This is a genomic window from Labilibaculum filiforme, assembly GCF_002843315.1.
Lineage (GTDB): Bacteria > Bacteroidota > Bacteroidia > Bacteroidales > Marinifilaceae > Labilibaculum > Labilibaculum filiforme.
On the sequence record NZ_MVDD01000009.1, the window covers coordinates 1 to 14,097 of the forward strand.

The 14,097-nt window shown below is 34.1% G+C and carries 12 protein-coding genes; all 12 read right to left on the reverse strand.

Annotated elements, in window-relative coordinates:
* Positions 1-237 precede the first annotated feature (237 nt).
* Positions 238-666, reverse strand: coding sequence for a hypothetical protein (locus BZG02_RS12885; RefSeq protein ID WP_101261852.1), 429 nt, complete (start codon positions 664-666; stop codon positions 238-240).
* Positions 667-1,396: 730 nt separating this feature from the next.
* Entirely contained in the window at positions 1,397-2,371 is a 975-nt protein-coding gene (locus BZG02_RS12890; protein WP_101261853.1) for a hypothetical protein, read from the reverse strand.
* A 12-nt stretch (positions 2,372-2,383) separates the two neighbouring features.
* On the reverse strand, positions 2,384-3,451 hold the full coding sequence (locus BZG02_RS12895; protein ID WP_101261854.1) for a hypothetical protein: 1,068 nt from the start codon (positions 3,449-3,451) through the stop codon (positions 2,384-2,386).
* Positions 3,452-3,462: 11 nt separating this feature from the next.
* On the reverse strand, positions 3,463-4,374 hold the full coding sequence (locus BZG02_RS12900) for a hypothetical protein (RefSeq protein WP_101261855.1): 912 nt from the start codon (positions 4,372-4,374) through the stop codon (positions 3,463-3,465).
* 20 nt (positions 4,375-4,394) lie between these two features.
* The gene (locus BZG02_RS12905; RefSeq protein ID WP_218972236.1) at positions 4,395-6,593 is read right to left on the reverse strand and encodes a hypothetical protein; all 2,199 of its coding nucleotides are present in this window, start codon (positions 6,591-6,593) and stop codon (positions 4,395-4,397) included.
* Between the two features lie 24 nt (positions 6,594-6,617).
* On the reverse strand, positions 6,618-7,328 hold the full coding sequence (locus BZG02_RS12910) for a hypothetical protein (protein WP_101261856.1): 711 nt from the start codon (positions 7,326-7,328) through the stop codon (positions 6,618-6,620).
* Positions 7,329-7,344: 16 nt separating this feature from the next.
* Positions 7,345-8,604: an SPFH domain-containing protein gene (locus BZG02_RS12915; protein ID WP_101261857.1), complete on the reverse strand. Its 1,260-nt coding sequence runs from the start codon at positions 8,602-8,604 to the stop codon at positions 7,345-7,347.
* Positions 8,591-8,911, reverse strand: coding sequence for a hypothetical protein (locus BZG02_RS12920; protein ID WP_101261858.1), 321 nt, complete (start codon positions 8,909-8,911; stop codon positions 8,591-8,593). The genes BZG02_RS12915 and BZG02_RS12920 overlap by 14 nt, the downstream gene beginning before the upstream one ends.
* Before the next feature lie 67 nt (positions 8,912-8,978).
* Positions 8,979-9,980, reverse strand: a complete 1,002-nt coding sequence (locus BZG02_RS12925) for a tyrosine-type recombinase/integrase (RefSeq protein WP_245868093.1) — start codon at positions 9,978-9,980, stop codon at positions 8,979-8,981.
* A 287-nt stretch (positions 9,981-10,267) separates the two neighbouring features.
* A complete protein-coding gene (locus BZG02_RS12930; RefSeq protein ID WP_180335717.1) occupies positions 10,268-11,398 on the reverse strand; it encodes a TlpA disulfide reductase family protein in 1,131 nt (376 codons plus the stop codon).
* Positions 11,399-11,528: 130 nt separating this feature from the next.
* Positions 11,529-12,659 carry a TlpA disulfide reductase family protein gene (locus BZG02_RS12935; protein WP_180335718.1) on the reverse strand — a complete coding sequence of 377 codons (1,131 nt, stop codon included), beginning with the start codon at positions 12,657-12,659 and terminating at the stop codon, positions 11,529-11,531.
* A 370-nt stretch (positions 12,660-13,029) separates the two neighbouring features.
* Positions 13,030-13,779: a hypothetical protein gene (locus BZG02_RS12940; protein WP_143470467.1), complete on the reverse strand. Its 750-nt coding sequence runs from the start codon at positions 13,777-13,779 to the stop codon at positions 13,030-13,032.
* Between the last annotated feature and the right edge of the window lie 318 nt (positions 13,780-14,097).

Sequence of the window (14,097 nt, forward strand, 5' to 3'; positions counted from 1 at the left end):
CCATTGTCAACTATTCTAAATCTAAAACACAAAAAAAGCTGTAGACGGATCTACAACTTTCTATTATTCTTTGAAATTACTGCATTTAAAAATCTTTCCATATTAAATTCCCTTTCTAAAAAGGTTTTCACTTACACCATTCCCCATAAGAGTAAGAATTCTGTCACCGGTTACGTCAACCCACCGTTCATGTTGGGCAGTTCCTGCCACACGAACGCTTAGTTGTTGTAGTGCGTTTTATTCAAATAATTCATCAAATTGGTCATCCCATTTAAAGCCATTCAGAATCCAACCATCATTGTTTTTGTAATAGGTAAATAAAACTCTAATCATATGTTTCTCAAATCTTAGAACGTAAATCTTTTTAATGGCGTAATCTTTTATTGACTCATCCCTTATAAAATCAAATCCAATAATATTGCCAAATCTATCCGCAACCATATTAAATTGCTTAATAGTCTGGGATTCTAATTGCTTCATTTCATTCTCAGGTAATGGCCAATATACTTGAAGCTCCGTAAATGCTTTCTGAAATTCTGAGTCTTTTAAGAAGTTCATAACTTTTTCAGAGTGTTTCGATAACTCATCTTTACTATTCAAGAATGTCTGGGCCTTTGTAGATTGTAAAAACAAAATAGCCATAACAGCAAATAATATTTTCTTCATTTTTAATTGATTTATTTAAGTTAAAAGTATTACAAATCTAGTGTTTCAGTATCCAAGTTTAAATACCTAGTCTAATCAACATTTAAGAACATTGACCTATTATAAATTTTCTATTGGTTTATCATTTCGTAAAATATATAAATATCCCTATTCCATATCACTTTATTTTACTCCCTATACATTGCTAATAGAACGTAATCCAGTTGCACAGTATGGGCAATTGTGACTAACGTCAATTTCCGTTGTTTTTTGTCCAAATTCCTTTATTCATAGTCAATTCAGTTGGTTTTTGATTAAATATTATTTAAATTTTCTTTAAAAACTTCCTCGTTAGCTTCAGAAATTAATCAGAAGTTCTGATGTGGGGAATGCACTACAACGGATAGCGGTATGTTTTTGTTGCCGATTTCGGAGCACTGCACTGTCAAACCGTGATGAAGCTTGAAGCGAGCTACAACCGTTGATTTCAGTACTATTTCGGCAATAAAATATACCGCATGTTACAAGCTGGCCTTCTTTCTTGTCAAGCGACATACCTTTATTATTATCAATCAGTTCTGTCATTCTGTTTTTGTCTGTCAGGTTGCGTGTCGGCAAAGTTTTATTTTTTAGTGAGGGAAGATTTTTTGTTTTTCTTTCCGGGTGGGCAAAGCAAGCTCTTTTGCAAACTTTGGTTTGTGAGTTGGCATTCTGCGGTTTGCAAATGTGCTTGCTTTACGTCCGGCATTGCTTAATTAAATTTGCCAGTAATTTGAGAAATATCAAAGTTTCCGTTAATTCCTTGAACTTCGATTTTTCCATGTAAAATATCAAAGAAGAAGTTTCTAATTTTCTCCATTGTCAAAGTTGCTGGTTGTCCTTTCGCATCTACTCCCAAATCATAGGTTTTTAGCAATTGAGTACCCAAGCTTGCGGCAGTTAATAAAAAGTGGTTTTGGAACTTATCCATATCCAATAAATCTGCTGCTAAAACTTTTCCAACGACTGTGTAGCTTCTTAATGTTTTTTGTGTTTCTTCATTCGTTAAGGTAGTTTTAACTTCATCAGCATCAATGTTCATTTCAATTCTACCAGAATTTGCTGACTGTGGCAACCCTTTGAATAAGGATCCTAAATCAGCCAAACTTAGATTGTAGAATTTTGTTCCTGGTACTACAAGTATTTTTTCAATAGAAAAAGCACTTGGTAAAAGCAAACTTACCATTTGAGCCGCTTTAATAGATGGAGTGTTAAATGTGCCAACAATTGAATTAGTTAAATCAATTGTTTGAGTTGCAAAAACGCCTCCAATTACAACACTGTTCTCAAGTATTATTTCATCTGCATATATGCTACCGGCAACAAAAGCATTATACAAAGTTACGCTCTTTGCATTTATGTCACTATGAAACATAATATTGCAGTTTTGAGCCCTTGAAACAATTGAATTGGCTGAACCTACACTTTTTTTGAAGGTAACATTACCTTTTGCTTCACTATTTACATACAGTTCAAGTTGTGTAAATACTGCTCCATGTATTTCTGAATCACCTTGTTGAATCTCTAACTTATGTGCATATACAGGACCCTCAATAACGGTACTACCCTGTATTGTGATAGTTCTATTTAACTCAGCAATTTTTTCAGGAAGTATAGAGCCTTTAACCAAATTGTCCTTAAGCTGGATATTGGTTTCATTGAATCGAATTTCTTTTAATTCTTTCATTGTTATTATTTTTTAAAGATTTTGAACACTTATTGTTTGAATAGAACCCAAATTGGCAATCTTTTGAATCATTTCCTTTACCCTTACCGAATGTTGGTCGGCAGTTGTGTATGATTTGTTTAATTCAGAATTAAAGTACAATTTAAGATTGTCTGTGTAATCTTTTGTTATGGTACTCCATGAATTTGTTGATTCATTGAATTGCTCAATTAGCTCATTTTTTATTTGGTTTTCCTGCAAAGCAGAAACGAATAAAGGAGTATGTAATCCTTTAGATATTTGATTTTTATCCGCTTTTGTTTCTATAAAACACACAGGTGAATATTGTGGAGATTCCGTGCTTTCATTCAACATGCTTTGCTGTATGGTATTGTTTAACTTTTTCTGCTGCCATAAAAATACTTTAGCTTTATTCAATGTATCTAAAGCACGCTTTTTAGCAATTGAGGCACTTATTTTTGATTGTAATTCGCTACCCTCTTTGCCAAAAATTGCAACAGTGTTAACCAAATCATTGTTGGTAGTTCTGATACTCTGATTATCTAACTCTTTTTTGAAAACGAAAGTAGGTTTATCAAGTTCATAAATTCGATTAGATAATTCATTATTAAGGTCGTCAAAGATTTTAATATACCTACTTGAGATACGTGTAAAATCACCTTCCATTTGCTTTTTCTTTGCAAGACAAGATTGAGCAAGTTCCTTTAAGTGCATTAACTGTGCATCAATATTCTGCGATAGTTCAGCAATTTGTTGGCTGATTTCAGAACGTATGTAACCAAAGAACCCCGTAATAATGGTTTCAGCAACCTTTTTAGAGTTTTTATCAATTGAAACAATTTGAGCTGCTTCGGTTGCAACTACAGCACCAGTAAGGAGGTTGACATTCGTATTACAATGTTCAACGCTATTATCAAATGGCTCTGTATCCACTTCAATAGATACATTAACATCTTCGTATTCTGTCCCGCTATAGTGAGCCGTATCTGACCCACCATTTTGCGATGCCGGATAATTATAACTAACTGTACCAGAATAATGCACAGCAATCCGCTCTCTATATGTTCTAGTATAACTCATATCTTTTACGTTTAAATGGTTTGATAATTATTAGACTGGAACAACTTCGTAGCCATATCCTTTACTCGTTGCGACTTTGAGGAAGATGATACTAATTTACTGAACTCGCTTTTAACTTCTGTATTGGGTGACGATTTGGCTTGCCATTCAATTTGATTCAGTTCTGCGAAGGCAGTATTTTTAATCGCCGACTTTGAAATATTATCTAACTCAACTTCAGAAACAGAAATTTCCACTCCTGCATCAGTTTTATCTCTATTGCATTCACATATTACAATTGGAATATAAACTGTTGCTGTTTCGGTATATCTGCCATCATTTATTAATATCTGGTCAGTAAGTTTTTTTTGCGTATTCATTTCAAAAAGAAAACTACGCATTGACTTGATTACATTAAAACCACGATACTTAACATTAGAAGCAACTATTTTTTGACTAGCTGCTAAAGATTCCAACTGGGCTATCGGGATAGTTGCCGTTAGATATTTTGACCTGTTAGAAACTTTATCTACCTCTTTAACTGCAAAATCAATTGTTGGCTTGTCAAGTTCAAAAACTCTTTGTTTCAAATTTGAATTTAATCCGTTAAAAAGCTTGATATACCTACTGGCTATCATGTTGTAATCCTTTTGCATACGGTTTTTAATGCTCAGTAAAGCATTTTTCTGCTGAACCAATTGCATAAGATGAGAATCAACCTCGCTTTGAAGTTTTGCCATTTTTTGCGAGATTTGGGAGCGAATCAAAGAATAAAATCCTTTGTTTACATTATTGCAAACATGGTCTGCTGCTTTTTCTTCAGCAATTATGACTGCTGTTTGCATAGCTACAACGGCACCGGTAGTGGCATTCACATGACGTGAAACACTACGCATTTCTTCTGCCATTGGCTTTGTGTCTACTGTATAATTAAATGATGCCATAATTCTTTAAGTTTAAATGATTAATTCTTTTTATTTTCTTCATCTTCTTCATCTTCTTCATCTTCGCTATCTTCATTATCACTTTCAGAATCATCGTTTTCATCTTCATCAGAAAAATCTTCTTCATCTTCTTCATCTTCGCTATCTTCATTATCACTTTCAGAATCATCGTTTTCATCTTCATCAGAAAAATCTTCTTCATCTTCATCAGATGCATCATTGTTATCTTCTTTTTCTTCTGATTCAGAATTATCGTCAGCATCTTGATTTTCTATAATATTATCATCTGATTCAACATTATTCTCAATATCAGATTCAATATTCGTGCTTTCAATTTCATCATTTTCTTCTGAAATAGGTTGCTCAATTACCAAATCATCTTCAAGTTCTCTTAATGTATTTTTTGCAATATTCGGTAGATTCAAAGAAATGTGCTCGAAGGTAATATCTTCCACATCCGGAGTTGGAGGTAAATCTGAAGTTTTTGCAAATAATGGATTTACTGTAATAAGAGGTTTTCTTCTTGCGTCAAAATCATGAACTTCATCCGCAGCAACAGCAATTTCTTTTGATATTCCATCCCGTAGCAATGCATCGTAATAATCAATGTGCTCAAACTTTTGTGCTTTCATATCAATGTCTTCTTTCAAACGCTCCATGTAGTTCTCAAAGTCAAGCTGAACATTTTGGAATTCTTTTGATTGAAGTTCAAAGGCTGCAAATACTTCTGCTGAGTTTTCAGTTGCTGTTACAACTGTCGAATCTAAAGACCCTCCAGATTGTGCCATACTATCCTCAGTTTTCTTCAAAGAAGTTAATGTATTGTATGCTGCAACATAATCTCTTAAACTGGCTCTCATTAAATTTATCAAATCGGCACTTTCTGCACGGTTTCTTCCATAAAAATCTTCCGTATCCTGATGCCATTTGTTGAGGTAACTTATTTTTTGGTCTTTGATATGATTATATATTTTCAAACGTTCAATTCTTGTTTCATTCATCAGGTTTTGAACGATAGGAGCAACAATTTCTTCATGGATTTGATGAACGCCAAATGGGAAATTTGTTGTACTACCATCTTCGGCTGTCCACATACCAGAAACTAAATTGAAACGGACTTTTGAACTATCTTTTAGTTGGAATGGAACATAATCAGAAACCGCTTCACTATAATTAAAACTTTCATTTCTGATGCGTTCAATCTCTGATGCCTCTAAAACAGGAGAGTAATGGTTATAAGGTGATTTAAGAATTTTATACAGCACCTTGTTTGATTCAAAAACAATTTTATCTGTGGAAGCAACTTTCAATGCGGAAATAGCTTGAACTGAATTTGCCATTGTAAGCATTAGACCTTTCAAAACATCTTCAAATTGTGCAGTATGTCTTGATAGGGAATCTTTCAGTTTATTCAATTCCTGAAATTTTGAAATTTGCTCATTGTATTTTTGTGTGTCAAATGCCTTAAAGACAGGTGCATTTTCAGGCACTTCATTGGTAGCAAATTCTTTTAAAAAGTTAAGATATGAACTCTCGTTTGCAACAAGTGGTAACTGAACAGAAGTTACATCTAAATCGTCCATGCAATATGAAATCGTCCTCAAAGAACGCTCAAGTTTTCCAAAATAATCATGTTGATTAAGTTGTTGCATTGATTTTGAGTATTGTTCTGTCTCAATTTCTTCAATTTCGGTAGAGCTTTCAACAATAGGAGCTTCTCCTGAAAGCTTTTCTAGTTCGGAGATTGTTTCAATAAGTAAGTCGTTTTGCTTTGACAATTGCAGCTTAACTTCGGATTCCTCTACCATTCCTGTATGGTCAACAATAAAACTTTTGTTTTCATACTTAATCTGGTCGGCAATCGGGACATAAGCAACGCCTAGCTTATTTACTTTGTAATCTCTGAAAATTTCTTTGTGTTGCTTATTAAACTCATTAATTCTTTCATCTAAGGAATTAATTTGCTTAACAATTCCATTCTCTTTTATCATAAAATAAATAAAAGGAATAATTAGAACACAAAGCACCCATTTCCAAAGCTTTGCTTTTGACAAATCTTTGTTTAACATGCTTCTTTCTTCTTCGAGTTTCGCAATTTCTTTTTCAATGCGTTCCTCTTCTTGTACTATTTTTTCAGCCATTGACTGGTAATAGTTGAATAATATCTTCGCCTGGTCTTGGTAGATATTACTCGATTCCGGGAAAATTTTACCTTTCATACGATTTGATTTAATTGATTTATATTAATTTGAGAAAACTTGTTTACGTTCTTTATATGTCCTCTCGCAATTTTTAATATTGCTTAAGATTTTTTCATAATTCAACGGATTATCAAAGAAACAATCAGTTAGTGATCGCATTTCATTTACAAATTGATTTTCTAACTCAAAAGCAGCACTACTATTACTAGGAGACAAATACTTGAGATCTTCTTGTAATTCATTAATGCGAGTTATGATATCGGATTGGATATTATTCATTGCATCTATTTTTAATTGTAATTCTTTTGTAGCCTTCTTCATTTCATCAATTCTGTCTCTGTTTTGTTTTTCTTCAATATAAACTTCTCTAACCTTGTCAGATGATGAAAATGCCAAAAACAGTCCAAGCAATACCAGAAAAAACAGAATACCATGAATAATAATTTGATTTGTAAAGTGAATAGGTTTTACAGTGTTGAAAATTACCATAACTCCGATAGCTAGAATCAAATAGAAAAATGTAAAAAACCATCTTAAACCAATAGAACCAATTTGCTTCTGTGATTTATCTTTCAGATTAACCCATGGAAAAATGAAATCAACAAATACAAGACAATAAATTATTGTAGAAACAATAATGTTAAGTATTAATATTTCTGTCTGTACATTTTTTCCGAAATGTAAAAAACAGAAAACAATTAGTGCCTCACCAAAGAGTGCAAGCAACAACGAGAATATTTTTTTCGCATTCATATTTTTTATTGTTTAGTTAACGTTTTTGACCACATTTAGGACAGAACTTTATTGTTGGACTTAATGCTGTTCCACATCTTGTACATTTATTTTCTGCTTGTTGTTGACCACAATTTCCGCAAAATGAACTGCCCGGAGCTAATGGCGTATTACAATTTGTACATAATGCCATTTCTGTTTGAAGTGGAGTGCCACAACTTACACAACGCTTTGCATTCTTATCGTTATCGGTACCACACTTTGGACAAGCATCATATGGGTCTCCACAATGAGGGCAAAAACGATGTGTACTAGGAAATTTCTTTGAACAATTTGAACAGTAAACCTCTTTCACTTGATTTACAGGTTGTACATTATTTCCTTGTTGATTTTGATTTGTCCCTCCAAATGTTGGTTGGTTGTATTGCGGTTGCATCATTCCTCCTCCAGCTCCAGCTCCACCTAACCCGCCCATCATATTTGTAGCGACAACAGCACCCAATAGTCCACCACTACCTTGAGCCATTCCTTCCACTGCGCTTTTAGCAACATCAAAGGCTTTTTCTTGTTGCCAGGTATGTCCGCTGATTGCTTGTGCACTTTGATTAGAAATAGCTTCTAATACCTTTCTGCCAACATCAGTTGAACTGTCAATTTCAATGCTTGTTATGTAAAACTTAGTAAGATCCAAACCAAGATTTTCCCAAAAAGGCAACATAACTGTTTTTAAATGTTCAGATATGCTATCTAAATGAGCAGAAATTTGTTTTAATCCAATTCTATTATTAATCATGAATTGCAAAACAGTAGATTTTGTTTTCGTTGAAAATTCTCCAAAAAACTGATCGGTTAAGTCGTTTTGGTCAAATGAATTTTTTGTACCAACTATTTTTATTAAAAATCTTTCAGCATCAGTAATTTTTAAACCATACCTGCCATTTGCAACAAGCGGAATACCTGTATTGTAATCAGCATCATGAATATCCATACGGTCAATTGACCAGTCAATATTATAAGGCTGTAATTTATTTACAAACCAAACTTCCGCTGTAAATGGATTTTTTTTGCCAAAAGGCAGACCATATAAACTCCTTAATATTGGAAGATTCTCCGTGTTAAGAGTATGTTTGCCTGGTCCAAATTTTCCTACAATTTGCCCTTTTGAAAATAAAATTGCCTCTTGTGATTCTTGCACTATCAACTGAGTGTATGTGCTAAGATTTGTCTCAGGAAACCTATAGGCATATATGGTTTGATTTCCTTGAGGTGCCCAACGGACTAGATCAATTATTGCCATAACTATTTAATTTTAAAGTTTGTATTTGTAAATTTACTCTTTTCGTGCAAAGGAAGAAATGGCTCTTTGACTTTTGCGAAGCGTTGGCTTGTGTTTCGGGCAAAAGGCAATGTGCCATTTGTGTGATGGATTTTAAAAACAAAAAATGTGGGTCGGCAAAAAACAAAACTTTATCGGGTCGGCTGGCGTGGTCGGCAGTCATTCTGTTTTGATTTTCTTCTTTGTCTTTGTATGTCGTCTTGTCAATTTTCATGTCGCTGTCTTTTTTTTCGGCTTGCTTGTAACGATTGTGAATGTGTAGGTACATTTATATTTCTTTTATCGATCTTAAAACATACACTTACACAGCTGATAGTGTTGTGTAAGTGTATGTTTTACGTATCCTCAATAAGACCATCAATGGGATTCTTAAATTTAATAAAGTCTTTATTGGAAACATGGGTATATATTTCAGTTGTTTTTGAACTTCCATGTCCAAGCCATTCTTGAATATATCTTAAATCTGTTCCTTGTTCTAAATGATGCGTAGCAAAACTATGGCGCAAAATATGTGGGTAAACACGTTTCTTAACTCCAGCTCTTTGGGCTGCAGATTTTATAACATTTGATATACTCTTTGCACTGTAGGGTTTACTATTAGGTCCTTCAAAAACCCATTTTAAGGGTGTATGCTTTTTATAATATTCTCTTAAGAGTAACAACGTTGATTTAGCGAGTTGAACATATCGATCTTTTTTGCCTTTACTTGCTATTATCTTTATAAGCATTCGGTTGGAATCAATATCTTTTAACTCCATATTAATAGCCTCACATCTTCTCAATCCACAAGAATAAATTAAAGCAATTAAGCTTTTGTGTTTTATATTACTTGTAGAATTGATCATTGCTGCAATTTCATTTTTACTTAAAACATTTGGTAATGATTTTTCCTTTTTAGGTCTATCCACTGCAAAGTATAGTTTTTCCCTACCTAATACTTTCTCGTAATAAAATTTTATTGCGTTAATCCGTTGATTTTGTTGGCTAGGTGATATTTTTTGTTTTTTGATTAAGCCAAGTATGTAATTGTTGATATCTGCAGGAGTAATTTCATCTAATTTCTGATCAGTAAAAGCAGATTGAAAATCTTTAAAATATTTAGAATAAATTTTATTCGTGCTTTCACTATATCTTACACGAATCAGTTTTTCAAAGTAACCTGCAGGCAATATTTGCTCTGTATTTTTATCTACTTGCTTTTTGGGAGGTAGAATTATTTCAGCAATAGGGCAGAATACCTCCTTAAACTTCTTGTAATCGAAATCTTTCCGGGCTATCCACCAGCATTTTTTGGTTTGACTCCAACGGGCAGGAAAATTCTGCTTTAGTAGGTTCACAATTTCTGTATTGTAGTCAAATTGAATTGCTACTACTTCTTTATTGCGATGCTCGTTGGCCGATAGGTGGATTTTTGTGCTCATTAAATGCTGTTGTTGCGAATGCACTAAATTATAAAATGAATACTGTTTATCAAAGTAGAATCATGTTAAATAAGACAGGGAAGGGGCTGAGCTTTTTTGCTTTATCCTACAAAATAAAAAACATCCCCAGCCTAAGCCAGAGATGTTTCCTTCTTTCAGTTGTATGTAGTTGTTAAAATGTTACTGATTTCGTGTTTGCTTTACTACACATTTACGTCTTTCATGTGTTTTTTTAGTTTGTCTGCTAACCAGCCTTCTTGATAGCCGAACCATTTATCAACAATTACTCCTTCGGGATTAATTAAAAAGTAGGAAGGAAATCCTTCGATACCATAAATGGCCGATGCACCAGCAAAAGTGCCTTTTCCATCCGATAGGTTGATCCACGAAATATTTTTCATTTTTGATATTTTTTTCCACGATTCTTCGTCGCTTGACATGCTTACGCCTATTATAACTAATTGCTCTCTGTTTAAAGAATCAATTCTTTTCGTTTCGGGCATGGCTGCAAAGCAGGGTCCGCATCCTAAACTCCAAAAGTCAAGCAGAATATACTTTCCTTTAAAATCAGTAAGAGAATGCTCTACACCATTGGTGTCGTGAGCAATAAAGTTTAGCATATTGTCACCAATTTCAGGAATTTTTTTTTCTTCTAAATTGGAGAGGATACCCTCTGCATATAAGGAGTTTTTGTATGCCGGATCCATACTATCGTAAATTTCTTTAATCTGCTCTTTAGCGATGGGACCGTCGAATGCAACCAATTCGTAAAGTTTACGAATAGCGCTGGTGCTGTTCGGATTTTCCTTAATTATCGAAAACTCCAGCTCGTTTATTTGATTCCCTATGGAATCAATTTTGTGCATTATTTGGCCACGCAATTCCTTATCGCTTCTATTTTTAAAGCCAGCAAGATACAGGCTGTCTATTTTAGCTTGTAAATTTCCGGTAGCACTCCCAAATTTATTGAGAGCGATTTGCTCTTTTACTTTACTAGTTGCTTTCCAGGTAGATAAATACTTACCATTGCCTTGCACTTCAATTATTTCCTTATCCACCCATACATCACAAGCTCCACAGAAATTTTCCCAGTCGCTCATTCTTAAACACATACGAACGGGTCCTGTTTCAAGCGAATCGGAAAATTCAAACTGTCCATTAAAGATGGTGTCCGAGCTGATTTTATTTCCTGTGTCGCCATAATCCATAAATAGGTCGATAATAGTGCTATCGGGTATGTTTGTTACATTACCGCTTATTAAATAAGTGTTGCGTTTCTCTTTACAGGATATCAGTAATGTAATTGCGATAAGGAATAAAACTTGTTTCATCATTCTTGCTGTTTTTTGTTTAGATTGTTTCGTTTTCTTTCTAATCAAAAACATCCCCAGCCTAAGCCAGAGATGTTTTCTTCTTTCAGTTGTATGTAGTTGTTAAAATGTTACTGATTTCGTGTTTGCTTTACTACACATTTACGTCTTTCATGTGTTTTTTTAGTTTGTCTGCTAACCAGCCTTCTTGATAGCCGAACCATTTATCAACAATTACTCCTTCGGGATTAATTAAAAAGTAGGAAGGAAATCCTTCGATACCATAAATGGCCGATGCACCAGCAAAAGTGCCTTTTCCATCCGATAGGTTGATCCACGAAATATTTTTCATTTTTGATATTTTTTCCCACGATTCTTCGTCGCTTGACATGCTTACGCCTATTATAACTAATTGCTCTCTGTTTAAAGAATCAATTCTTTTCGTTTCGGGCATGGCTGCAAAGCAGGGTCCGCATCCTAAACTCCAAAAGTCAAGCAGAATATACTTTCCTTTAAAATCAGTAAGAGAATGCTCTACACCATTGGTGTCGTGAGCAATAAAGTTTAGCATATTGTCACCAATTTCAGGAATTTTTTTTTCTTCTAAATTGGAGAGGATACCCTCTGCATATAAGGAGTTTTTGTATGCCGGATCCATACTATCGTAAATTTCTTTAATCTGCTCTTTAGCGATGGGACCGTCGAATGCAACCAATTCGTAAAGTTTACGAATAGCGCTGGTGCTGTTCGGATTTTCCTTAATTATCGAAAACTCCAGCTCGTTTATTTGATTCCCTATGGAATCAATTTTGTGCATTATTTGGCCACGCAATTCCTTATCGCTTCTATTTTTAAAGCCAGTAAGATACAGGCTGTCTATTTTAGCTTGTAAATTTCCGGTAGCACTCCCAAATTTATTGAGAGCGATTTGCTCTTTTACTTTACTAGTTGCTTTCCAGGTAGATAAATACTTACCATTGCCTTGCACTTCAATTATTTCCTTATCCACCCATACATCACAAGCTCCACAGAAATTTTCCCAGTCGCTCATTCTTAAACACATACGAACGGGTCCTGTTTCAAGCGAATCGGAAAATTCAAACTGTCCATTAAAGATGGTGTCCGAGCTGATTTTATTTCCTGTGTCGCCATAATCCATAAATAGGTCGATAATAGTGCTATCGGGTATGTTTGTTACATTGCCGCTTATTAAATAAGTGTTGCGTTTCTCTTTACAGGATATCAGTAATGTAATTGCGATAAGGAATAAAACTTGTTTCATCATTCTTGCTGTTTTTTGTTTAGATTGTTTCGTTTTCTTTCTAATCAAAAACATCCCCAGCCTAAGCCAGAGATGTTTCCTTCTTTCAGTTGTATGTAGTTGTTAAAAAGAATTCCAATTGTTTCCAGTTGTATGTAGTTAATCGGGATGTTTAATTCTTATTTGTTGAATTTATATTCCTGTTAGCCCTATTGATATTTCAGTTGTCAATTTTTAAGGCCAGTTGGAAAGATAAATACGTCTGTTGTATAAAATCTCCTTCTGTTGCTTAATTTACTTTCCTGTTGCTCATGTTTAGGCTTCTGTTGGGTAAATTAACCTCCTGTTGCAAGTTTTAACTTCCTGTTGCAAAACAAATCAACAGTTGCAGGTGTTATAGAGAGTTTTCATTTGTTTTTACCTTACTATTTCTTGCGAATTTTCTTCTTTGGTACTCACTCGTATACCTCTTCTGTTTCTCTTCGTCGTTCCAAAAAGCATATTTTCCGTAGGTACGAATTTCATCAACCAACTGCTTTAAGTAAGAGTAGGCTCTGTCGCGCATTATTTTTTCCGGGCGATAGGTACTGTTTTTTGCACCATCTATTTTTTGCCATAAATCGTAAAGTTCATGAGAGAATCGATCTGATTTTTCTAATTTACTGTTATCAAAATTTATCAATTTTAATGGTTCCGGATACTGTTTCGCTAGCTTCGGGTAGTCGCTCATGTCTTGTATTAGGTCCATTTTACCGTTGCCATCTATAATGTTATTTAACTGGGTAAGTATTTTCTCGTTATTTCGGTAGGCAAACAAAAAGTCGTATTTCAACTCTTTTTGCAGCAGGCTAGCTTCTTCATATACTTGATCCCACTTTTCGGTATTGCTTTGTGCCGATTCATATACGGCAATCCAATCCGATTGCTTGTCTTGCAGAAACAGGGCTCGTGAATTTAGGTCCTCAATTTTTTCGAGTGTTAAACCTTTAGCCAGCAAGGCATCTTTGTCTTCCAGTGCATTTCTATGCAGCTGTCCGGCCTCGCCAATGGTTATGTATACAGGAATGGTAGGCGAAACAATTTGTTCATCCGTAATTTCAAGAACCAATTCTTCAATCGGTTTTGTTGTTGCTAAATCTGTCATTTTAATTTTTTTTAGGGTTAAAACACTAACTAAGTGTATCATTAAAATTGTTTGGGGTTTTGAAAGTAGTAAATATATGTTAATAACAAAAAAAAATCAGAAAGAAAAAGTAAAATTTTTTATGATAACGCTGTGAATTACTGGTGTTTTTGGGGGAATTAACTTAATGCCTAAGTTATGGATAGGTGGTATATTTTTCGTTTTACACGATTTGTGCTGGTATTTAATAAGTTGTGTAATACATCAATAATTCGGTAAGGTTTTGTAAAAATTTGATGATGAGTTTGTTTTAAATCTCCTGTCTCACGAACTATTGAT